Annotated in this window: 21 protein-coding genes; 13 read left to right on the forward strand and 8 right to left on the reverse strand. The window is 53.0% G+C overall.

Annotated elements, in window-relative coordinates; translation table 11 throughout:
• Nucleotides 1–181: 181 nt before the first annotated feature.
• Nucleotides 182–886, forward strand: coding sequence for a FadR/GntR family transcriptional regulator (locus OGX84_RS05730; RefSeq protein WP_012131112.1), 705 nt, complete (start codon nt 182–184; stop codon nt 884–886).
• 11 nt (nt 887–897) lie between these two features.
• Nucleotides 898–2325 carry a multidrug transporter subunit MdtD gene (mdtD, locus tag OGX84_RS05735; protein WP_058668330.1) on the forward strand — a complete coding sequence of 476 codons (1428 nt, stop codon included), beginning with the start codon at nt 898–900 and terminating at the stop codon, nt 2323–2325.
• Here mdtD and rbsR read toward each other — a convergent pair.
• The 7 genes from rbsR to kup form a co-directional block, all read right to left on the reverse strand.
• A complete protein-coding gene (rbsR, locus tag OGX84_RS05740) occupies nt 2291–3289 on the reverse strand; it encodes a ribose operon transcriptional repressor RbsR (protein ID WP_080975464.1) in 999 nt (332 codons plus the stop codon). The two genes, mdtD and rbsR, sit on opposite strands and share 35 nt — an antisense overlap.
• A gap of 3 nt (nt 3290–3292) precedes the next feature.
• Nucleotides 3293–4222: a ribokinase gene (gene rbsK, locus OGX84_RS05745; RefSeq protein ID WP_112001372.1), complete on the reverse strand. Its 930-nt coding sequence runs from the start codon at nt 4220–4222 to the stop codon at nt 3293–3295.
• A 140-nt stretch (nt 4223–4362) separates the two neighbouring features.
• Nucleotides 4363–5253 (reverse strand): ribose ABC transporter substrate-binding protein RbsB, encoded by an 891-nt coding sequence (gene rbsB, locus OGX84_RS05750; protein WP_012131108.1) that lies wholly within the window; start codon nt 5251–5253, stop codon nt 4363–4365.
• A gap of 24 nt (nt 5254–5277) precedes the next feature.
• On the reverse strand, nt 5278–6243 hold the full coding sequence (gene rbsC, locus OGX84_RS05755; protein WP_012131107.1) for a ribose ABC transporter permease: 966 nt from the start codon (nt 6241–6243) through the stop codon (nt 5278–5280).
• 5 nt (nt 6244–6248) lie between these two features.
• A complete protein-coding gene (gene rbsA, locus OGX84_RS05760; protein WP_012131106.1) occupies nt 6249–7754 on the reverse strand; it encodes a ribose ABC transporter ATP-binding protein RbsA in 1506 nt (501 codons plus the stop codon).
• Between the two features lie 7 nt (nt 7755–7761).
• Nucleotides 7762–8181, reverse strand: a complete 420-nt coding sequence (gene rbsD, locus OGX84_RS05765) for a D-ribose pyranase (protein ID WP_058668327.1) — start codon at nt 8179–8181, stop codon at nt 7762–7764.
• A 171-nt stretch (nt 8182–8352) separates the two neighbouring features.
• Nucleotides 8353–10221, reverse strand: coding sequence for a low affinity potassium transporter Kup (gene kup / locus OGX84_RS05770; protein ID WP_012131104.1), 1869 nt, complete (start codon nt 10219–10221; stop codon nt 8353–8355).
• Nucleotides 10222–10525: 304 nt separating this feature from the next.
• On the opposite strand from kup, the gene ravA reads away from it, so the two are divergent.
• Nucleotides 10526–12022 carry an ATPase RavA gene (gene ravA / locus OGX84_RS05775; RefSeq protein WP_112001686.1) on the forward strand — a complete coding sequence of 499 codons (1497 nt, stop codon included), beginning with the start codon at nt 10526–10528 and terminating at the stop codon, nt 12020–12022.
• Nucleotides 12016–13467 (forward strand): ATPase RavA stimulator ViaA, encoded by a 1452-nt coding sequence (gene viaA / locus OGX84_RS05780; protein WP_012131102.1) that lies wholly within the window; start codon nt 12016–12018, stop codon nt 13465–13467. The genes ravA and viaA overlap by 7 nt, the downstream gene beginning before the upstream one ends.
• A gap of 4 nt (nt 13468–13471) precedes the next feature.
• Here viaA and asnA read toward each other — a convergent pair whose 3' ends face one another.
• On the reverse strand, nt 13472–14464 hold the full coding sequence (gene asnA, locus OGX84_RS05785; protein ID WP_112001373.1) for an aspartate--ammonia ligase: 993 nt from the start codon (nt 14462–14464) through the stop codon (nt 13472–13474).
• A 151-nt stretch (nt 14465–14615) separates the two neighbouring features.
• Between asnA and asnC the strand changes: the two genes are divergently transcribed.
• The 9 genes from asnC to atpH all read left to right on the forward strand — a co-directional run bounded on the left by asnC (nt 14616) and on the right by atpH (nt 21785).
• On the forward strand, nt 14616–15074 hold the full coding sequence (asnC, locus tag OGX84_RS05790; RefSeq protein WP_012131100.1) for a transcriptional regulator AsnC: 459 nt from the start codon (nt 14616–14618) through the stop codon (nt 15072–15074).
• Between the two features lie 88 nt (nt 15075–15162).
• Nucleotides 15163–15612, forward strand: coding sequence for an FMN-binding protein MioC (gene mioC / locus OGX84_RS05795; RefSeq protein WP_012131099.1), 450 nt, complete (start codon nt 15163–15165; stop codon nt 15610–15612).
• Nucleotides 15613–15984: 372 nt separating this feature from the next.
• Nucleotides 15985–17874 carry a tRNA uridine-5-carboxymethylaminomethyl(34) synthesis enzyme MnmG gene (mnmG, locus tag OGX84_RS05800; RefSeq protein ID WP_112001374.1) on the forward strand — a complete coding sequence of 630 codons (1890 nt, stop codon included), beginning with the start codon at nt 15985–15987 and terminating at the stop codon, nt 17872–17874.
• 102 nt (nt 17875–17976) lie between these two features.
• Nucleotides 17977–18600, forward strand: coding sequence for a 16S rRNA (guanine(527)-N(7))-methyltransferase RsmG (rsmG, locus tag OGX84_RS05805; RefSeq protein ID WP_047460080.1), 624 nt, complete (start codon nt 17977–17979; stop codon nt 18598–18600).
• A gap of 615 nt (nt 18601–19215) precedes the next feature.
• A complete protein-coding gene (gene atpI, locus OGX84_RS05810; RefSeq protein ID WP_012131096.1) occupies nt 19216–19596 on the forward strand; it encodes a F0F1 ATP synthase subunit I in 381 nt (126 codons plus the stop codon).
• Nucleotides 19597–19604: 8 nt separating this feature from the next.
• Nucleotides 19605–20420: a F0F1 ATP synthase subunit A gene (gene atpB, locus OGX84_RS05815; protein ID WP_047460083.1), complete on the forward strand. Its 816-nt coding sequence runs from the start codon at nt 19605–19607 to the stop codon at nt 20418–20420.
• Between the two features lie 47 nt (nt 20421–20467).
• The gene (gene atpE / locus OGX84_RS05820) at nt 20468–20707 is read left to right on the forward strand and encodes a F0F1 ATP synthase subunit C (protein WP_000429386.1); all 240 of its coding nucleotides are present in this window, start codon (nt 20468–20470) and stop codon (nt 20705–20707) included.
• Between the two features lie 59 nt (nt 20708–20766).
• The gene (gene atpF, locus OGX84_RS05825) at nt 20767–21237 is read left to right on the forward strand and encodes a F0F1 ATP synthase subunit B (RefSeq protein WP_003827022.1); all 471 of its coding nucleotides are present in this window, start codon (nt 20767–20769) and stop codon (nt 21235–21237) included.
• Between the two features lie 14 nt (nt 21238–21251).
• The gene (atpH, locus tag OGX84_RS05830) at nt 21252–21785 is read left to right on the forward strand and encodes a F0F1 ATP synthase subunit delta (protein ID WP_012000833.1); all 534 of its coding nucleotides are present in this window, start codon (nt 21252–21254) and stop codon (nt 21783–21785) included.
• Nucleotides 21786–21790 lie beyond the last annotated feature (5 nt).

Here is a 21790-nt window from a genome sequence, read left to right on the forward strand (position 1 = left end):
GCATTATAGGGAGTTATTCCGGCCTGACAAGGGGAAATTTAAAATTATTTTCCGACTGCTTTCTTTTTAAGCAAAACCACTATTAACATGCCATGAAATAAGCAATTTGCCGTTTTTACAACCTTAATCACACTTCCTGATGGCATACTAATGAATAAGAAAAGAGAAAGGACAAACATTTATGCCTTTAAGCGCACAACAGTTAGCTGCACAGAAAAATCTTTCCTACGTTCTGGCTGAGAAGCTGGCGCAGCGAATCTTAAAGGGTGAATACGCGCCCGGCACCATTCTTCCCGGAGAAATCGAACTGGGCGAGCAATTTGGCGTGAGTCGCACGGCGGTACGTGAGGCAGTGAAGACGCTAACAGCAAAAGGCATGGTGTTGCCCCGTCCTCGTATTGGTACGCGGGTTATGCCGCAGGCAAACTGGAACTTCCTCGATCAGGAACTGCTCACCTGGTGGATGACAGAAGAAAACTTCCATCAGGTTATTAATCATTTTCTGGTGATGCGTATCAGTCTCGAACCGCAGGCATGTTCACTGGCGGCGACGATCGGGTCAGCGGAACAGAAAGCGCATCTGAATACCTTAATGGAAGAGATGGTGGCGTTGAAGAAGAACTTCAGACGCGAACGCTGGATTGAAGTCGATATGGCGTGGCATGAGCATATTTATGAAATGAGCGCGAATCCGTTCTTAATCTCTTTTGCCTCGCTGTTCCATTCGGTCTATCACACCTACTTCACCTCTATTACCTATAACGATGTGGTGAAGCTGGATTTACACCAGGCTATTGTAGATGCCATAGCCGACAGTGATGGCGATCGCGCCTTTAAAGCATGCCAGGCATTGTTGATAGCGCCGAACGAACAACCGGACAAGTAACGGGATACCGAATGTCAGAGAAAAAAGCGCGCAGTATGGCCGGGTTGCCGTGGATAGCGGCCATGGCTTTTTTTATGCAGGCGCTGGATGCCACCATTCTTAATACCGCTCTACCCGCTATCGCGCACAGCCTCAACCGTTCTCCTCTTGCCATGCAGTCCGCTATTATCAGTTATACCCTGACGGTCGCGATGCTGATTCCGGTAAGCGGATGGCTGGCCGATCGCTTTGGCACCCGTCGCGTCTTTATTATTGCCGTCAGTCTGTTTACGCTCGGCTCGCTGGCATGCGCGCTTTCTGGCTCATTAGCTGAATTGGTTGTATTCCGCGTGGTGCAGGGGATCGGCGGCGCAATGATGATGCCGGTCGCCCGTCTGGCATTATTACGCGCTTACCCCCGAAGTGAACTGCTTCCGGTTCTGAATTTTGTGACGATGCCAGGCCTGGTCGGCCCCATCCTCGGCCCGGTATTGGGGGGCATACTGGTGACATGGGCAAGCTGGCACTGGATCTTCCTGATTAATATTCCCATTGGCATTGTCGGTATCCTGTATGCCCGTAAGTACATGCCAAACTTCACCACGCCGCGACGCCGTTTCGACATGACCGGCTTCTTCCTCTTTGGTTTGAGTCTGGTGCTGTTCTCCAGCGGAATGGAGCTTTTCGGCGAGAAGATCGTCGCAACCTGGATAGCATTAACCATTATTCTGAGCAGTATCGTGCTGCTGCTGGCCTATATTCGCCATGCGCGTCGACACCCAACGCCGTTGATTTCACTTTCGCTGTTCAGAACGCGCACGTTCTCCGTTGGGATAGCAGGAAACCTCGCCACGCGTCTGGGAACGGGATGCGTTCCCTTCCTGATGCCGCTGATGATACAGGTAGGATTTGGATACCCGGCGCTGATAGCCGGCTGCATGATGGCCCCGACGGCGCTGGGTTCTATTCTGGCGAAATCAGCGGTCACTCAGGTGCTGCGCAAACTGGGGTACAAGACGACGCTGGTCGGCATTACGGTATTTATTGGCCTGATGATTGCGCAGTTCTCTTTGCAATCCCCCGCCATGCCGGTATGGATGTTGATTCTGCCGCTGTTTGTTCTGGGGATGGCGATGTCCACGCAGTTTACCGCCATGAACACCATCACCCTTGCGGACCTGACCGATGATAACGCCAGCAGCGGCAACAGTCTGCTGGCCGTCACGCAGCAGCTTTCCATCAGTTTAGGGGTAGCGATCAGCGCCGCCGTATTGCGTCTCTATGAAGGGATTGAGGGAACCAATACGGTTGAACAGTTCCACTATACCTTTATTACGATGGGCGCTATTACGGTGGTATCCGCGCTGATGTTCATGTTGCTGAAAGCCAAAGATGGCCGCAATCTGATCAAAGAACGGCACAAACCTAAACCGACCCCCGCGCCATCAGAACAGGAGTAAGTTGCAGACGCTGCTGTTGTAGCGTGGGTTGTGCCATACGGTGAATCAACACGTCGATGGCCAACTCACCCAGTTCATCTTTCGGTTGATGAATCGTCGTCAGCGGCGGCGTCATGTAGCGCGCCAGTTCAATATCATCATAGCCAATCACCGCCATATCCTGCGGGATGCGCAACCCTACCTGATAAAGCGCCTGATACGCACCGACTGCCATTGCATCATTGCCGGCAAATACCGCCTGTGGGCGTTGTTTATGGGACAGCAGCATTTGCATGGTTTCAAATCCGCCGCCAAACTCGAAATCTCCTGTGATCTCATACCCTTCAGGAATTTCCAGCCCCGCGCGTTTCATGGCCTCCCTATACCCTTCCAGCCGCAAACGCGCGGGCGTTTTATCCAGTGGGCCGGTAATGCAGGCTATTCGGGTAAAACCTTTATCAATCAGGTATTGCGTCGCTAAATCGCCGCCCAGAAGGGAGTTGTCCTGGATCAGATCGCAATCCCCTTCGTCATCAAAGGGCGACCAGTCCATCATCACGGTAGGAATAGAGGGATAACGCTGCATGATCTCCCGGGAGGGTTGATGCGTCTCCGTACAGAGCAGCAATAAGCCATCGACCCGCTTTTGCATCAGCGTTTCCAGATTGCGGTTCATTCGCTGCTCATCGCCTTCGGTATTACACAATACCAGGCTATAGCCCCGCTCAAAGCAGCTACGTTCAACGCCGCGCACCAGTTCTGAATAAAAAGGATTGGTACTGGCGGTGATCAGCATGCCGATTGTGCGGGTCTGATTTAATTTCAGGCTACGCGCCAACGCTGAAGGCGCGTAGTTTAACTCTTTAATCGCCGCTTCCACTTTCCCGGTGATAGCTTCACTGACAAAGCGATCTTTATTAATAACGTGCGAAACAGTTGAAGTGGAAACGCCCGCCAGACGGGCAACATCCTTCATTGTAGCCAAACGTTACCTCTGCTGACCTAAAAACGCCTCTATCTCTTCACGCCACGGAACAGAAGGTTGCGCACCTTTGCGTGTCACCGCAATCGCAGCAGCGGCATGGGCAAAGCAAATGGCCTCCGGCAGCGGCGTCTCTTCCAGTAAGGCGGTAACTAACGCACCATTAAAAGTATCCCCGGCGGCTATCGTATCAACGGCGTTCACTTTAAACCCCGGCACACGACGACCTTCGCCCTTCACGCTGGCCCACACGCCGCGGCTGCCTAACGTAATCAGTACGGTATGAATGCCTTTATCATGCAGCACCTGCGATGCTTTAGCGGCATCTTCATCACTTTCGACGCGAATCCCCGTGAGCTTTTCCGCTTCGGTTTCATTTGGCGTAATGATGTCCACCAGCGCCAGCAGCTCATCAGACAGTTCACGCGCCGGAGCCGGGTTAAGCGCAACGGTAGTGTTGTTCTGATGCGCAATTTTTGCCGCCGCCAGCACGCTTTCAATCGGCGACTCGAGCTGCATCAATAGCGCAGAAGCCCCGGCGATACGCTCGCGTTGCGCTTCCACCAGCGCTGGCGACAATGCGGCATTGGCGCCAGCATGAATGCCGATGACATTTTCCCCTTCGCCATTAACAAAAATCAGCGCGACTCCGGTAGATTCCCCGTTAATCACGCTGACCGGAGCAATATCAATGTTATCGCTGGCTAACTGTTTACGCACGCTCTCGCCAATATCGTCATCGCCAGTACAGGCAATAAACGCGATATTTGCGCCGCTGCGCCCTGCGGCCACCGCCTGATTCGCGCCTTTACCGCCGAATGCCACCTGATATTGGGTGCCCGTTACGGTTTCGCCTGGCGCAGGAAAAGATTCGAGGTTGAGGATGTGATCGGCATTAATACTGCCAAGGACGACAAGGTTGCCTGCGGTTTTCATGTTCGGGATGTCCAGTAAAGTGCGCCACCGGGTTAGGGTGGCGCGTGCCCTGCTTTTCTTTTTACGCTTTCATCTTCAAACAACTCTCTGAGGATGGCGTATTTATGTCGCCATCAGACCGCGAACGGCCTGAGCCGTTATTACTGCTTGATGACAAGTTTCAGGTCAACCGGATATTTGGCCTGAACTTTCTCGCCTTTCAGTACTTTATCAGCGGTTTCAACGCCTTTAGCGCCAATCTGATCCGGCAACTGAGCGATAGTCGCAGCCAGTTTGCCATCATTTACCGCCTTCTCGCCATCCGGCGTACCATCAAATCCAACCACCATCACATCAGATTTACCTGCGGTTTGCAGAGCGCGCAGCGCACCCAGCGCCATTTCGTCGTTCTGTGCGAATACCGCCTGCACATCAGGATGCGCAGTCAGCAGGTTCTGCATGACGTTCAGACCTTTGGTGCGGTCAAAGTCAGCAGGCTGGCTGGCCAGTACATTAAATTTGTGTGCCGCAACGGCCTGCTGGAAGCCTTCGCCACGCTCACGCGCTGCGGATGTTCCGGCGATGCCTTGCAGTTCAATCACTTTCGCGCCTTCACCTGCTTTCTTCGCGATGTAATCACCGGCGATTTTGCCGCCCAGCACGTTATCGGAAGCAATGTGGCTGACAACGTCGCCTTTGGTTGCCTGGCGATCAAGGGTGATAACCGGAATCTTCGCCTGGTTAGCCATCTTAACCGCGTTGCCTACCGCGTCGGAATCGGTTGGGTTGATCAGCAGAATTTTAGTGCCGCGAACGGTTAAATCCTGAACGTTAGCCAGCTCTTTCGCCGGGTTGTTCTGGGAGTCCAACACGACCAGGTTATAGCCCAGTTTATCCGCTTCTTTCTGCGCCCCCTCTTTCAGGGTGACAAAGAACGGGTTGTTGAGCGTGGAGATCACCAGAGCAATGGTGTCTTTCGCCATCGCATTCGCGCTCACGGTGGCGCTCAGCGCAACAGCAGAAACCAGGGTAGCCAGTTTTTTCATGTTCATATTTAAGATGTCCTGTAGTCGTTGTTACTGCTTTTTGTTGTCTACCAGTACCGCCAGCAAAATCACCACCGCTTTGACGATCATCTGGTAATAGGAGGAAACACCTAACAAATTCAAACCATTATTAAGGAAACCGAGAATCAATGCGCCGATCAATGTCCCAACAATGCGCCCTTTACCGCCTGCCAGGCTGGTGCCGCCTAACACGACCGCTGCGATGGCATCCAGCTCATAACCCGTACCCGCCGTTGGCTGCGCGGAGGAGAGACGAGCCACTTCGATGATGCCCGCCAGCGAGGCCAGCAGACCACAAAGCGAATAGACGATGATTTTGACTTTACTGACGCTGATACCCGACAGACGCGTTGCCGCTTCGTTGCCGCCCAGCGCATAGATATAGCGACCCAGGCGAGTATGATGCAGCATGTACCACGCCGCCAGGAAGACGATGCCCATAATCCAGACCGGCGTCGGAACGCCCAGCGGACGGCCAATCCCGAACCAGCCGAAGAGATCGGCGTTATCCGTAAAGCCGGTATTCACCGGGCTTCCGTTGGTGTACACCATCGTGACGCCGCGCAGCAGAAGCATCATCACCAGCGTGGCGATAAACGCCTGCACGCGACCTTTCGCCACGATCACGCCGGTCACTGCGCCAATGGCGGCGCCTAACGCCAGCGCCGCCGCAACGGCCACCAGTGCATTCACTTCAATCCCTACAATTGAAGCGGCAACCGCGCCGGTAAGCGCCAGCAGGGAACCAACGGACAGATCGATGCCTGACGTCAGGATAACCAGCGTCATCCCGACGGCCATGATAGCGTTGACGGACGTTTGCTGGAGAATGTTAAACAGGTTATTAACGGTAAAAAAGTTGGGACTCATGGTAGAAACAATCGCGATCAGCACCAGCAGAGCGATGAGCGATTTCTGCTCCATCAGCCACGCTTTAGTGAAATAACGGCGACCAGAAACAGCCTGGATAGTCATCTTTTTTACTCCTGATTCACGCGATTAAGCTTGCCCACAGCGGCAGCCATTAACACTTCCTGGGTGGCCTGCTCGCGAGTGAATTCACCGCCGAGATGCCCTTCATGCATAACGATAATGCGATCGCTCATACCCAATACTTCTGGCATCTCAGATGAGACCAGAATGATGCTCAGGCCATCGGCCTTAAACTGGTTGATAAGCTGATAAATTTCTTTCTTCGCGCCAACGTCCACACCGCGGGTTGGCTCATCGAGGATCAGCACTTTGGGGCGGGTCATCAGTCCACGCGCAATGGCGACTTTCTGCTGATTGCCGCCAGAGAGCAACCCGATAGCCTGCTCCATCGACGGCGTTTTCACATTGAACAGACGGATAAAGTCACTCACCGCCTGCTGTTCATCTTTATGTTTCAGGTTGCCGCCAGCGCGGCTGAAATAACGCAGCGCGGTGAGCGACATATTCTCTTTTACCGACATGCCGAGCACTAAGCCGTCGCGTTTACGGTCTTCAGAGATATAAACAATACCGTTAGCCAGGCCATCCTGCGGTGAACGGGTAATCACTTCATGCCCGTCGAGCGTGACGTAACCACTGGTGCGCGGCAGCGCGCCGTACAGCACTTTCATCAGTTCCGTACGCCCGGCGCCCATCAAACCGGAGATCCCCAGAATTTCCCCTTTGCGCAGAGTAAAGGAGACATTATTAACGCCGGGACCGCACAGGTTATCGACTTTCAGGCGTACCTCGCCTGGCGCTTTATCCAGACGCGGGTACTGATCTTCAAGCTTACGTCCGACCATCATTTCAATCAGCGAATCTTCGGTCAGCGATGCCACTTCACGCTCGGCAATAAACTGCCCGTCGCGGAAAACCGTCACGTCATCGCAAATTTCGAAGATCTCTTTCATGCGGTGGGAGATATAGACAATGCCGCGCCCCTGCGATTTCAACTCGCGGATGACGCGGAACAGCGATTCCGTTTCGGTATCAGTGAGCGCATCCGTGGGTTCATCCATAATGATGACTCGGGATTCGAAGCTCAGTACCTTGGCGATTTCGACCATCTGCTGATCGCCGATAGAGAGTTCGCCCACCAGCCTGTCGCTTTTGAAGCGCAGGTTAAGTCTGGCAAGCAGAACATCCGCTTCGGCATACATCTTTTTCCAGTCGATTTTGCCAAAGCGATTTACAAACTCACGCCCCAGAAAGATATTCTCGGCAATCGTGAGCTGTGGGATCAGGTTCAGTTCCTGGTGAATGATGCCAATCCCGGCTTCCTGCGAGGATTTTGGGCCATTGAAGGTCGTTTCTTTACCCAGCCACAATAACGATCCCGCATCACGGGTATAGATACCGGTCAGGACTTTCATCATGGTGGATTTGCCCGCACCATTTTCGCCCACCAGCGCCATTACGCGGCCTGGATAGACATTTAACGCGGCGCCAGATAGCGCTTTCACGCCCGGGAACGCTTTATCGATCCCTTTGAGTTGCAGTAATGCGTCCATGATGGCCTCAGAACGTGACGCCGGCACAGAGAATAATATTCGCATACGGGGAGCACTCCCCGCTGCGAATCACCGCCTGACTGTCTGCGGTTAGTTTTTTAAAATGTTCATGCGTGGTGTAACGAATTTCTATGGTGTTTCCCTGGTGTTGTTGCAGTTGCTCAATATGGCTGAGCAACGTTTCGTGGAGTTGCGGATTATGTTCTTTGATTTCCGTCGCGAGAATAGCCGCCTCAACCTGCATTTCACGGGTCACAACATCCAGTACCTGCATAAAAGAAGGTACGCCCTGGGTTAACGCCATATCGATACGCGTTGTACTGGATGGAACAGGTAAACCTGCGTCACACACTACCAGCGTATCAGTATGCCCCAGACGGGAGATGACCGATGAAATATCAGAATTAAGTACCGCGCCTTTCTTCATTTTCTTTCCCCACTAGCGAAACGTTTCGCTGGTAATAAGTTTACTCCCGGAAGTGAGCAGAAAACCATCATGACGTAACGGAATTGTGATCGGGGTCGAAACGTTTCGCTAAGTGAAATGCGATGGGAATAATTGCCCGGCGACGCTGCGCCGCCCGGCATTTTAAAAGGCTTAAATCTCGACCTGCGTTCCCAGTTCGATAACCCGGTTCGGCGGGATTTCAAACTGATCCGGCGCACGCAGCGCATTACGCTGCAACAGCAGATAGAGCTTGCCGCGCAAACGCAAATACCACGGGCGTTTGCCGAGGATCAGCGATTCATGCGACATAAAGAAAGAGGTTTCCATCATCCGGCAGCTCAGCCCTTCCAGCCCGCAGCGGTGGAACACTTCCTCAACGTTCGGCGTTTCGCGCCAACCGTAGCTGGCCACCACGCGCCAGAAGGTTGGCGACAGTTGCTCAATCTGCACCCGGCGAACATTGTGTACGTATGGCGCGTCTTCCGTGCGTAGCGTCAGCAGAATCACGCGTTCATGCAGCACCTTGTTGTGCTTGAGGTTATGCAGCAACGCAAACGGAATGACGTTCAGCGCGCGGGACATATACACCGCCGTACCGGGGACGCGTACCGGAGGCGATTTCTCCAGCGAGGCGATCAGGGCTTCCAGGGAGTTACCGTGCTCATGCATACGACGCAGCAGACGGAAACGCTCGCTCTTCCAGGTCGTCATAATGATGAACATCACGATCCCCAGCGTCAGCGGCAACCAGCCGCCCGACAGCAGCTTGTCGAGGTTTGCCGAGAACAGCGGAACATCAACGCACAAGAACGCCACCAGAATCAGCGCGACAAAATACTTATTCCAGTGCCAGTTTTTACGCGCCACGGTGGTAGAAAGAATCGAGGTCAGCACCATCGTACCGGTAACGGCAATACCGTATGCCGCCGCCAGGTTGCTGGAACGCTCAAAGCTGACAATAACAATAACCACCGCAAAATAGAGCATCCAGTTCACGAACGGAATATAGATCTGCCCGGACTCCATTTCGGAGGTGTGGATAATGCGCATGGGCGATAAATATCCCAGCCGCACCGCCTGGCGCGTCAGCGAGAAGACGCCGGAAATCACCGCCTGAGAGGCGATAACCGTCGCCAGCGCGGCAAGAATCAGCAGCGGGATCAGCGCCCACTCCGGCGCCAGCAGGAAGAACGGGTTCTTAATCGCTTCCGGGTGTTTGAGCAGCAATGCGCCCTGACCAAAGTAGTTTAACGTTAATGAAGGAAGAACAACCGAGAACCAGGCCAGACGAATCGGCAGCTTGCCGAAATGCCCCATATCCGCATACAGCGCCTCAACCCCGGTAATCGAAAGCACCACGGCGCCCAGCGCAATAAACGACACCGTTTTGTACTCAAGGAAGAACTTCGCCGCCCACATGGGATTGAGGGCATGAAGCACATCCGGGTTAGCGATGATACTGCGCAGGCCGAGTCCGGCCAGAATCAAAAACCACGTCAGCATAATCGGCGCAAACAGCTTACCGACCATCCCCGTCCCGTGTTTCTGAATCATAAACAGCAGAGTAAGCACAATAATAGAAAGCGGGACGACCCAGGTATCCAGTTCCGGCGCCACAATTTCCAGACCTTCAATGGCCGACATGACTGAGATCGCGGGTGTAATTACCACTTCGCCGTAGAAGAAGCTACCGCCAATTAACCCCATAATGACCAGCGTGGACGTCATTCTCGCCGACGTATTACGCCCGGCTAGCGACATTAAGGTCAGAATCCCGCCCTCGCCGGCGTTATCTGCGCGCATGACAAAAGTCAGATACTTGATGGAAACAACAAAGATCAGCAGCCAGAAAATCAGCGACAAAAAGCCAAATACGGCATCACGTTCAACACCAAAACCAAACTGACCGGACAAGCATTCACGAAGTGTATAAAGTGGGCTGGTACCAATATCACCATAGACAACCCCAATCGCTGCGAGAGTGATCGCAGACAATGATTGTTTATTATCAGTGCTCATAGACTCGTCTTTCGTTTATACATGGCATCTTTCAAACGACAAGGCTCCCGAGGATCCACTCCTTTGCCACCTTGATGCAGTTTGAATGATTTAGTGTATATATATGAAATGTGTGCGTAGTCCCTTGGCCCACAAAAAAGGCGCACAGTATGCACGATTAATCGCAAAATCGTACCCCTAATCGACGTCAGATTAACCTGGCGCAAAGAAAAAGAAACGATGCTTCAGTCTATTATTGCTTCGTGGCGAAACGTCTATACTCGCTGTTAACATGATACATCTGGCGGAAGGACGCCACCTTATTATGGCTCACCCACATTTATTAGCGGAAAGAATTTCCCGTCTGAGCAGCGCCCTGGAAAAGGGACTTTATGAACGTAGCCACGCCATTCGCCTTTGCCTGTTGGCAGCGTTGAGCGGTGAGAGCGTCTTTTTACTTGGCCCGCCAGGCATTGCCAAAAGCCTGATAGCCCGTCGTCTGAAGTTCGCCTTTCAGCACGCCCGCGCCTTTGAGTATCTGATGACGCGTTTTTCCACGCCCGAGGAGGTTTTTGGTCCTCTCTCCATTCAGGCACTAAAAGATGAAGGTCGCTATGAACGTCTGACCACGGGTTATCTTCCTGAAGCGGAAATCGTCTTTCTGGATGAGATCTGGAAAGCGGGCCCGGCAATCCTGAACACTCTGCTGACCGCCATTAACGAACGCCATTTCCGTAACGGCGCGCACGAAGAAAAAATTCCGATGCGCCTGCTGGTGGCGGCCTCAAACGAGCTTCCCGAAGCAGACAGCAGTCTGGAGGCGTTATACGACCGTATGCTCATTCGTCTGTGGCTGGATAAAGTACAGGATAAGGCGAATTTCCGCTCCATGCTGGTAAGCCAGCAGGACGAAAGCGACAACCCGGTGCCAGCCTCATTACAGGTGACTGATGAAGAGTATTATCAGTGGCAGAAGGATATTTCCGCCATTACGCTGCCCGATCATGTATTTGAACTGATTTTCACGCTGCGCCAGCAGCTTGATGCGCTGCCAGACGCCCCCTATGTCTCCGACCGTCGCTGGAAAAAAGCCATTCGTCTGTTACAGGCCAGCGCATTCTTTAGCGGACGCGACGCCGTAGCGCCAATCGATCTTATCCTGCTGAAAGATTGCCTGTGGTATGACGCGCAAAGCCTGAATCTGATGCAGCAACAGCTTGAAATATTGATGACCGGGCACGCCTGGCAGCAACAGGCAATGCTGACGCGCCTCGGCGGCATTGTGCAACGTCGCCTTCAGTTGCAACAGCAGCAAAGCGATAAAACAGCCTTTACCGTTGTTCGTCAGGGAGGAATGTTCAGCCGCCGTCCCCATTACGATCTGCCGCCAGAGGCGAGCGCGCCAGTGCTAACCTTGCTTTTGCAACAACCGCTTAAACTGCATGATATGGAAGTCATTCATATCGCTTTTGAACGCAGCGCCCTTGAGCAGTGGCTGGCAAAAGGCGGAGAGATCCGCGGCAAACTCAACGGGATCGGTTTTGCCCAGACGCTGAATATGGAAGTTGATAGCGCTCAGCATCTGGTGGTGCGCGACGTCAGCCTACAGGGCAGCCGTCTGGCGCTACCGGGCAGTTTAGAAGAGGGAATGCCCGGCGAAATCAAACAGCAGCTTGAGGCGCTGGACAGCGAATGGCACCAGCAGCACAGTCGGTTCAGCGAACAGCAAAAATGTCTGTTTATCCATAGCGACTGGTTAGGTCGTATTGAAGCCAGCCTACAGGATGTTGGTGCGCAGATCCGCCAGGCGCAGCAATGCTGACACTGGACACGCTGAATGTCATGCTGGCGGTCAGTGAAGAGGGGATTATCGAAGAGATTATCCTCACTTTGCTGGCCTCCCCGCAGCTGGCTATCTTCTTCGAGAAATTCCCCCGATTAAAGAGGGCCATTTCCGACGATCTTCCCCGCTGGCGCGAAGCGCTGCGCAGCCGTCTTAAAGACGCGCGCGTGCCGCCGGAACTCACGGAAGAGGTGATGTGCTATCAACAAAGCCAGCTTCTCGGAACAACGCAGTTTATTGTGCAATTGCCGCAGATATTAGCGTTGCTGCACCGGCTACATTCGCCCTATGCCGGGCAAGCCCAGCAACTGGTGGACAGTAACGCCACTTTTACGCCAGCGCTGCACACGCTTTTTCTGCAACGCTGGCGTTTAAGCCTGATCGTGCAAACCACGGCCTTAAATCACCAGTTGCTGGAAGAGGAGCGCGAGCAGTTGCTGAGTGAAGTGCAGGAACGCATGACGCTCAGCGGGCAACTGGAGCCGGTCCTGGCGGAAAATGACCATGCAGCCGGCCGCCTGTGGGACATGAGCGCAGGGCAACTCAAACGCGGCGATTATCAGCTGATCGTAAAATATGGCGACTTCCTGGCAGAACAACCCGAACTGAAACGCCTGGCGGAACAGTTAGGCCGCTCCAGGGAAGCCAAATCGGTGCCGCGCAAAGATGCGCCGATGGAGACATTTCGTACGCTGGTGCGCGAACCGGCGACCGTTCCAGAACAGGTTGACGGCATTCAGCAAAGCGACGACATTCTGCGCCTGTTGCCGCCTGAGCTGGCAACGCTCGGCATTACCGAACTGGAATATGAATTCTACCGACGGCTGGTGGAAAAACAGCTGCTCACGTACCGTCTGCACGGCGAAGCGTGGCGTGAGAAAGTGACTGAGCGCCCGGTCGTTCATCAGGATTTTGACGAACAGCCGCGCGGGCCATTCATTGTTTGCGTGGACACCTCCGGCTCAATGGGCGGATTTAACGAGCAGTGCGCGAAAGCCTTTTGCCTGGCGCTGATGCGCGTCGCGCTGGCGGATAACCGTCGCTGCTTCATCATGCTGTTTTCCACAGAGGTCGTGCGCTATGAACTGTCTGGCCCAGAAGGCATCGAGCAGGCCATCCGCTTTTTGAGCCAGCGCTTTCGCGGCGGCACGGATATCGCCAGCTGTTTTCGCGCCATTATTGAACGGATGCAGGGGCGAGAGTGGTTTGATGCGGATGCGGTAGTCATTTCAGATTTTATCGCCCAGCGCTTACCTGACGATGTTGTGAATAAAGTAGGGGAGTTACAGCGGGTACACCAGCACCGTTTTCATGCGGTGGCGATGTCGGCACATGGCAAACCCGGCATCATGCGCATTTTCGACCATATCTGGCGCTTTGATACCGGGATGCGAAGCCGCCTGCTACGACGCTGGCGGCGTTAGAGAATTACAGCAGGGAAGCGACGCTTTCACGAACCTGCGCAGGCCACACGCCGCACTGAACCTGACCAATGTGCGGCAGTTGCAGTAGCAGCATCGTCAGGCGAGACTGACCAATACCGCCGCCGATCGTTTGCGGCATCTCGCCACGCAGCAGCGCCTGGTGCCACTCCAGACTCAGACGATCTTCATCTCCGGTCAGAGCAAGCTGGCGTTTCAGCGCATCGGCGTCGACACGGATCCCCATTGAGGAAAGCTCAAACGCATCTTCCAGTACCGGGTTCCAGACCAGGATATCGCCGTTCAGACCAGCATGGCCCAGATCAGAAGCAGAACTCCAGTCATCATAATCCGGCGCACGCACGTCGTGGCGTTTACCGTCACTCAGTTTCCCGCCGATACCGACCAGGAAAACGGCGCCAAGCTCTTTCGCGATCGCGCGTTCACGCCTTTTAGCATCCAGATCCGGGTAACGCGCCAGCAGCTCCTGGCTGTGAACAAAGTGGATCTGCTCCGACAGGAACGGTGCCAGACCAAATTCTTTGCTTACCGCGGCTTCGGTTGCCTTAATGCCTTCCCAGATAGCCTCTACCGTGCTTTTCAGGGTGGCGAATTGACGCTCACCGTCGCCCATAACGCGTTCCCAGTCCCACTGGTCGACATAGACGGAGTGGAGCGGGGAGAGGCGGTCTTCGTCAGGGCGAAGGGCTTTCATGTGCGTGTACAGCCCTTCACCCGCGCTGAAGTCGTGTTGTCCCAGCGTCTGGCGTTTCCACTTTGCCAGTGAATGCACCACTTCAAACTGGGCATCCGGCAACGCTTTCACTTTTACCTGTACCGCTTTTTCACAGCCCGACAAGTTATCCTGCGTGCCATCTCCTACGCGGCTAAGGATCGGCGCCTGAACTTCAATCAGACCCAGACGCTCCTCCAGTTGACGAGAGAAGTGAGATTTCACGAAGCTAATTTGACGTTGTTTGGCGATGTAAGCGGTTTTCATTTTGTATACTCCTGCGTCCTGTTGCCTATGATTAAGCAACAGATTGAGGGTGATATTCAATAATCCACAAACAAAAAGCCGACTTCACTTTTGATTCGATAAAATAAGACGCTAAAATAGAGTGAATCACTAATCTACATAAGAAAAACCTATGGAAAATTATCAGATCGACAATCTGGATCGCGGCATCCTGGAAGCGTTAATGGCAAATGCGCGTACGGCATACGCTGAACTGGCCAAACAATTTAGCGTCAGCCCGGGGACGATTCACGTTCGCGTAGAAAAAATGAAGCAGGCGGGGATCATTACCGGCGCGCGGATTGACGTCAGTCCAAAACAGCTCGGATACGACGTCTGCTGCTTTATCGGCATTATTTTAAAAAGCGCGAAAGACTACCCATCCGCGCTGGCGAAGCTCGAAAGCCTGGACGAAGTGACCGAAGCGTATTACACCACCGGCCACTACAGCATCTTTATTAAGGTTATGTGTCGATCCATCGACGCCCTGCAACAGGTACTTATCAACAAGATCCAAACAATTGATGAAATTCAGTCCACCGAGACATTGATCTCCCTGCAAAACCCGATCATGCGTACTATCCGGCCGTGATCGGCTTTTTTAATCCCACATTTTTCCACAGGTAGATCCCAGCTCGCTCACAGCGTACAATAGCCCCTCTTTATAAGGATGGGCTCGTATGGCAGACATTACTCTTATCAGCGGCAGCACCCTTGGCGGTGCCGAATATGTTGCAGAACATCTGGCTGAAAAGCTGGAAGATGCAGGTTTTTCAACCGAAACCTTGCACGGTCCGCTATTAGAGGATCTGTCAGCGTCAGGAACCTGGCTGGTTATCAGCTCCACGCATGGCGCGGGCGATATCCCGGATAACCTTGCTCCTTTCTATGAAGCGCTTCAGTCGCAGAACCCCGATCTTTCTCAGGTTCGTTTCGGCGCCATCGGCATCGGAAGTCGTGAATATGACACATTCTGCGGCGCCATCGATAAAATAGAGGCCGCGCTCAAGACATCAGGCGCAAAACCGATCGGGGAAACCCTCAAGATCAACATCCTTGAACACGATATTCCTGAAGATCCGGCAGAGGTTTGGCTGGGATCCTGGATTAATTTACTCAAAATAGTGTAAAGATCGTGCGATCGAGTGTGGATAACTCTGGTAAGAAGCTTGGATAAACCAGTAGTTATCCAAAGAACAACCGGTGTTCAGTTTTTGAGTTGTGCATAACCCTTCATTCTGATCCCAGCTTATACGGGCCAGGATCACCGATCATTCACAGCTAATGATCCTCAACAACTTGTTGATCTTATTCAGCGGATCCTGGTTATCCACAGACAATCGCGATCCTAATAAGAGATCACAATAAAACAGATCTCTAAATAAAAAGATCTTCTTTTTAATACCCAGGATCCCGGGACTTTCTCCAGCGGCTAAAGTTGAGTAGAATCCACGACCCGGGCTTCAATCCACTTTCACACCGCCGTATGCGAGGCAATTACCATGTTTTATCCGGATCCTTTTGACGTCATCATCATTGGCGGGGGTCATGCAGGCACTGAGGCCGCAATGGCCGCAGCGCGTATGGGGCAACAGACCCTGCTTTTGACACACAATATCGACACGCTGGGGCAAATGAGCTGCAACCCGGCCATTGGCGGTATTGGGAAGGGACACCTGGTAAAAGAAGTGGATGCGCTCGGCGGGCTGATGGCGAAAGCGATCGACCAGGCGGGTATCCAGTTTAGGATACTAAACGCAAGCAAAGGTCCGGCCGTTCGTGCGACTCGCGCACAGGCGGATCGCGTGCTATATCGCCAGGCGGTGCGTACTGCGCTGGAGAATCAGCCCAATCTGATGATCTTCCAGCAGGCGGTTGAAGATCTGATTGTTGAAAACGATCGCGTCGTGGGCGCTGTTACCCAGATGGGCCTGAAATTCCGGGCTAAAGCGGTGGTTCTCACCGTCGGGACTTTCCTTGACGGCAAAATTCATATTGGTCTGGATAACTACAGCGGCGGCCGTGCTGGCGATCCGCCATCCATTCCACTGTCTCGTCGCCTGCGTGAACTTCCGCTGCGCGTCAGCCGCCTGAAAACCGGTACGCCGCCGCGTATTGATGCGCGCACCATTGATTTCAGCGTACTGGCGCAGCAGCACGGCGATAACCCGATGCCTGTGTTCTCGTTCATGGGCAACGCGTCCCAGCATCCGCAGCAGGTGCCGTGCTACATCACGCATACCAACGAAAAAACCCATGATGTGATCCGCAACAACCTCGATCGCAGCCCAATGTATGCCGGTGTGATCGAAGGGATCGGCCCGCGTTACTGCCCGTCGATCGAAGATAAAGTCATGCGCTTTGCCGATCGCAACCAACATCAGATCTTCCTGGAACCGGAAGGACTGACCTCTAACGAAATTTACCCGAACGGTATCTCCACCAGCCTGCCGTTCGATGTGCAGATGCAGATCGTCCGCTCAATGCAGGGGATGGAAAACGCGAAAATCGTGCGTCCTGGTTATGCCATTGAGTACGATTTCTTCGATCCGCGCGACCTGAAACCAACGCTGGAGAGCAAATTTATCCAGGGATTGTTCTTCGCCGGGCAAATCAACGGGACGACAGGTTACGAAGAAGCGGCCGCGCAAGGTTTGCTCGCCGGTCTGAACGCCGCCCGTCTGTCTGCGGACAAAGAAGGCTGGGCGCCTGCGCGTTCTCAGGCTTACCTCGGCGTGCTGGTGGACGATCTTTGCACGCTGGGCACCAAAGAACCGTACCGTATGTTTACCTCCCGCGCGGAATACCGCCTGATGTTGCGTGAAGATAACGCCGACCTGCGTCTGACGGAAATGGGCCGCGAGCTGGGTCTGGTGGATGATGAGCGCTGGGCGCGCTTCAACGAGAAGCTGGAGAATATCGAACGCGAACGTCAGCGTCTGAAATCCACCTGGGTAACGCCGTCGGCGGAATCGGCCGGCGAAGTGAATGCTCACCTGACTGCGCCGCTGTCGCGTGAAGCCAGCGGCGAAGATCTGCTGCGTCGCCCGGAAATGACCTACGCGCAGCTGACTTCGCTGACGCCGTTCGCTCCGGGTCTTGATGATGCGCAGGCCGCTGAGCAGGTTGAGATTCAGGTAAAATACGAAGGCTATATCGCCCGTCAGCAGGATGAGATCGAAAAACAGCAGCGTAACGAGAACACATTGCTGCCTGCAACGCTGGATTATCGCCAGGTTTCTGGTCTGTCGAATGAAGTTATCGCCAAGCTGAACGATCACAAACCGGTCTCTATCGGTCAGGCGTCGCGCATTTCCGGCGTTACGCCCGCGGCGATTTCAATTTTGCTGGTGTGGCTGAAGAAACAGGGAATGCTGCGTCGCAGCGCTTGATAACACTAATTTGGCGGGGGCGCTTCGCTTGCCCGCCCTACAAATTTGTAGGCCCGATAAGCGAAAGCGCATCGGGCATTTGATTATTAACAGGTAACGACCGTGCTTAACAAACTCTCCCGTCTGCTGGATGAAGCAGGCATTTCGCTTACCGATCACCAGAAAAATCAGCTGATTGCGTATGTCGATATGCTGCACAAATGGAACAAAGCCTACAACCTGACGTCGGTGCGGGATCCTAACGAGATGCTGGTACGCCATATTCTGGACAGCATCGTTGTGGCGCCGCACCTGCAAGGGGAGCGTTTTATTGACGTCGGTACGGGACCGGGGCTGCCGGGGATCCCGCTCTCCATCGTCCGTCCTGAATCGCATTTCACGCTGCTGGATAGCCTGGGCAAGCGGGTACGCTTTCTGCGCCAGGTTCAGCACGAACTCAAGCTGGAAAATATTACGCCAGTGCAGAGCCGCGTCGAGGAGTTCCCTTCTGAGCCGCCGTTTGATGGCGTGATCAGCCGTGCATTCGCCTCTCTCGATGACATGTTGAGCTGGTGTCGCCACCTGCCGGGGGAAAATGGCCGCTTTTATGCGTTAAAGGGTCAGTTGCCGGAAGAGGAAATCGCCTCACTGCCTGCGGCGTTCAGCGTCGAGTCCGTGGTTAAACTGCGTGTCCCGCAGCTGGAAGGCGAACGTCATTTGGTGGTCATTAAGCCAAACAAAATTTAATTTTTATCAAAAAAAATAGAAAAAAAACGGGCGCTCGCGTGTTAACAATCGCGAGGTAACGAATAGTTATACCTTGTTACCGTTAACCATGAGTTCACCATTTTGTATCATTGCTACAACGTGGCTCTCTTTATTAAAAAATGAATTAATCAACATTGAAAATATCAGGTTGCTAAAAATTGAACCTAAGAATCACTCAGGTATGTTGAATTTTTATTATAAATGTCAATGAATGGTTTTTAGCTTGTAACCGGGTGTTTTTTAAATAGTGAGTGATTTTAGGCTTAAATATCAGAAAGATGAAAAGGCATCATTTGCCAAGTAAATAAATACTGCCGGGGCGAATATGCTCAATATGTGATCCGAAGCACGCTTTATCACCAGTATTTACGCGCCATTTGCAGTTTTGCATGATCGTTCACAGTTTGATGAAAAGTGATAAATGTGCACCAGGGAAAAATATTTAAACATTTATTCACCTTTTAGCTACTTATTGTTTGAAATCACGAGGGCGCACCGTATAATTTGACCGCTTTTTGATGCTTGACTCTAAGCCTTAAAGAACGTTTTATACGACACGCGGCATACCTCGAAGGGAGCAGGAGTAAAAACGTGATGTCTGTGTCGCTCTTGAGTCGAAACGTTGCTCGTAAGCTTCTGTTCATTCAGCTTCTGGCGGTAATAGCAAGTGGATTGCTGTTTAGCCTCAAAGACCCCTTCTGGGGCGCTTCCGCCTTATGCGGAGGCCTGGCAGTGTTGCTGCCTAACATGTTGTTTATGATATTTGCCTGGCGTCACCAGGCGCATACACCTGCGAAAGGCCGCGTGGCCTGGTCATTCGCCTTCGGCGAAGCCTTCAAGGTGTTAGCGATGCTGGTTCTACTGGTGGTGGCGTTGGCGGTTTTTAAGGCGGTATTTTTGCCGCTGATCGTTACGTGGGTTTTGGTGCTGGTGGTTCAGATACTGGCGCCGGCTGTAATTAACAACAAAGGGTAAAAGGCATCATGGCTTCAGAAAATATGACGCCGCAGGATTACATAGGACACCATCTGAACAACCTTCAGCTGGACCTGCGTACATTCTCGCTGGTGGATCCGCATAACCCCCCAGCCACCTTCTGGACGCTCAATATTGACTCCATGTTCTTCTCGGTGGTGCTGGGTCTGTTGTTCCTGCTTATGTTCCGCAGCGTAGCCAAAAAGGCGACCAGCGGCGTACCAGGTAAATTTCAGACCGCGATTGAGCTGGTCATCGGCTTTGTGCATGGTAGCGTGAAAGACATGTACCATGGCAAAAGCAAGCTGATTGCGCCGCTGGCCCTGACGATCTTCGTCTGGGTATTCCTGATGAACCTGATGGACTTACTGCCTATCGATCTGCTGCCGTATATCGGCGAGCATATCTTCGGTCTGCCGGCACTGCGTGTCGTTCCGTCCGCTGACGTGAACATCACCCTGTCGATGGCGCTGGGCGTATTTATCCTCATTCTGTTCTACAGCATCAAAATGAAAGGCATCGGCGGCTTCACGAAAGAGTTGACGCTACAGCCGTTCAATCACTGGGCGTTCATCCCTGTCAACTTAATCCTTGAAGGGGTAAGTCTGCTGTCCAAACCGGTATCACTCGGTCTGCGACTGTTCGGCAACATGTATGCCGGTGAGCTGATTTTCATTCTGATTGCTGGTCTGTTGCCGTGGTGGTCACAGTGGATTCTGAATGTGCCGTGGGCCATTTTCCACATCCTGATCATTACGCTGCAAGCCTTCATCTTCATGGTTCTGACGATTGTCTATCTGTCGATGGCGTCTGAAGAGCATTAATTTTACCAACACTACTACGTTTTAACTGAAACAAACTGGAGACTGTCATGGAAAACCTGAATATGGATCTGCTGTACATGGCTGCCGCTGTGATGATGGGTCTGGCGGCAATCGGTGCTGCGATCGGTATCGGCATCCTCGGGGGTAAATTCCTGGAAGGCGCAGCGCGTCAACCTGATCTGATTCCTCTGCTGCGTACTCAGTTCTTTATCGTTATGGGTCTGGTGGATGCTATCCCGATGATCGCTGTAGGTCTGGGTCTGTACGTGATGTTCGCTGTCGCGTAGTAAGCGTTGCTTGAATTAAGAGCAATATCAGAACGTTAACTAGATAGAGGCATTGTGCTGTGAATCTTAACGCAACAATCCTCGGCCAGGCCATCGCGTTTGTCCTGTTCGTTCTGTTCTGCATGAAGTACGTATGGCCGCCGTTAATGGCTGCCATCGAAAAACGTCAAAAAGAAATTGCTGACGGTCTTGCTTCCGCAGAACGAGCACATAAGGACCTTGACCTTGCAAAGGCCAGCGCGACCGACCAGCTGAAAAAAGCGAAGGCGGAAGCTCAGGTAATCATTGAGCAGGCGAACAAACGTCGCGCTCAGATCCTGGATGAAGCCAAAACTGAAGCAGAGCAGGAACGTACTAAAATCGTGGCCCAGGCGCAGGCGGAAATTGACGCCGAGCGTAAACGTGCCCGTGAAGAGCTGCGTAAGCAAGTTGCTATCCTGGCTGTTGCTGGCGCCGAGAAGATCATCGAACGTTCCGTGGATGAAGCTGCTAACAGCGACATCGTGGACAAACTTGTCGCTGAACTGTAAGGAGGGAGGGGCTGATGTCTGAATTTGTTACGGTAGCTCGCCCCTACGCCAAAGCAGCTTTTGACTTTGCCGTCGAACACCAAAGTGTAGAGCGCTGGCAGGACATGCTGGCGTTTGCCGCCGAGGTAACCAAGAACGAACAAATGGCAGAGCTTCTCTCTGGCGCGCTGGCGCCGGAAACGCTCGCTGAGTCGTTTATCGCAGTCTGCGGTGAGCAGCTGGACGAAAACGGTCAGAACCTGATTCGGGTGATGGCTGAAAATAATCGTCTGAACGCGCTCCCGGATGTTCTGGAGCAGTTTATTCACCTGCGCGCCGCGAGTGAGTCCACCTCTGAAGTTGAGGTAACTTCCGCCACCGCATTGAGTGAAGAACAGCTTGCGAAAATTAGCGCTGCGATGGAAAAACGTCTGTCACGCAAAGTTAAGCTGAATTGCAAAATCGATAAGTCTGTAATGGCAGGCGTTATCATCCGAGCGGGTGATATGGTCATTGATGGCAGCGTACGCGGCCGTCTTGAACGCCTTGCAGACGTCTTGCAGTCTTAAGGGGA

The sequence above is a fragment of the Citrobacter sp. CK202 genome, assembly GCF_030333225.1.
Taxonomy (GTDB): domain Bacteria; phylum Pseudomonadota; class Gammaproteobacteria; order Enterobacterales; family Enterobacteriaceae; genus Citrobacter_B; species Citrobacter_B koseri.

Bases quoted from the DNA above. Each gene is read 5' to 3' on its own strand.
- OGX84_RS05730 (WP_012131112.1), top strand. From the start codon at position 182: ATGCCTTTAAGCGCACAACAGTTAGCTGCACAGAAAAATCTTTCCTAC.
- mdtD (WP_058668330.1), top strand. From the start codon at position 898: ATGTCAGAGAAAAAAGCGCGCAGTATGGCCGGGTTGCCGTGGATAGCG.
- rbsK (WP_112001372.1), bottom strand. From the start codon at position 4,222: ATGAAAACCGCAGGCAACCTTGTCGTCCTTGGCAGTATTAATGCCGAT.
- rbsB (WP_012131108.1), bottom strand. From the start codon at position 5,253: ATGAACATGAAAAAACTGGCTACCCTGGTTTCTGCTGTTGCGCTGAGC.
- rbsC (WP_012131107.1), bottom strand. From the start codon at position 6,243: ATGACTATCCAGGCTGTTTCTGGTCGCCGTTATTTCACTAAAGCGTGG.
- rbsA (WP_012131106.1), bottom strand. From the start codon at position 7,754: ATGGACGCATTACTGCAACTCAAAGGGATCGATAAAGCGTTCCCGGGC.
- rbsD (WP_058668327.1), bottom strand. From the start codon at position 8,181: ATGAAGAAAGGCGCGGTACTTAATTCTGATATTTCATCGGTCATCTCC.
- kup (WP_012131104.1), bottom strand. From the start codon at position 10,221: ATGAGCACTGATAATAAACAATCATTGTCTGCGATCACTCTCGCAGCG.
- ravA (WP_112001686.1), top strand. From the start codon at position 10,526: ATGGCTCACCCACATTTATTAGCGGAAAGAATTTCCCGTCTGAGCAGC.
- viaA (WP_012131102.1), top strand. From the start codon at position 12,016: ATGCTGACACTGGACACGCTGAATGTCATGCTGGCGGTCAGTGAAGAG.
- asnA (WP_112001373.1), bottom strand. From the start codon at position 14,464: ATGAAAACCGCTTACATCGCCAAACAACGTCAAATTAGCTTCGTGAAA.
- asnC (WP_012131100.1), top strand. From the start codon at position 14,616: ATGGAAAATTATCAGATCGACAATCTGGATCGCGGCATCCTGGAAGCG.
- mioC (WP_012131099.1), top strand. From the start codon at position 15,163: ATGGCAGACATTACTCTTATCAGCGGCAGCACCCTTGGCGGTGCCGAA.
- mnmG (WP_112001374.1), top strand. From the start codon at position 15,985: ATGTTTTATCCGGATCCTTTTGACGTCATCATCATTGGCGGGGGTCAT.
- atpI (WP_012131096.1), top strand. From the start codon at position 19,216: ATGTCTGTGTCGCTCTTGAGTCGAAACGTTGCTCGTAAGCTTCTGTTC.
- atpB (WP_047460083.1), top strand. From the start codon at position 19,605: ATGGCTTCAGAAAATATGACGCCGCAGGATTACATAGGACACCATCTG.
- atpE (WP_000429386.1), top strand. From the start codon at position 20,468: ATGGAAAACCTGAATATGGATCTGCTGTACATGGCTGCCGCTGTGATG.
- atpH (WP_012000833.1), top strand. From the start codon at position 21,252: ATGTCTGAATTTGTTACGGTAGCTCGCCCCTACGCCAAAGCAGCTTTT.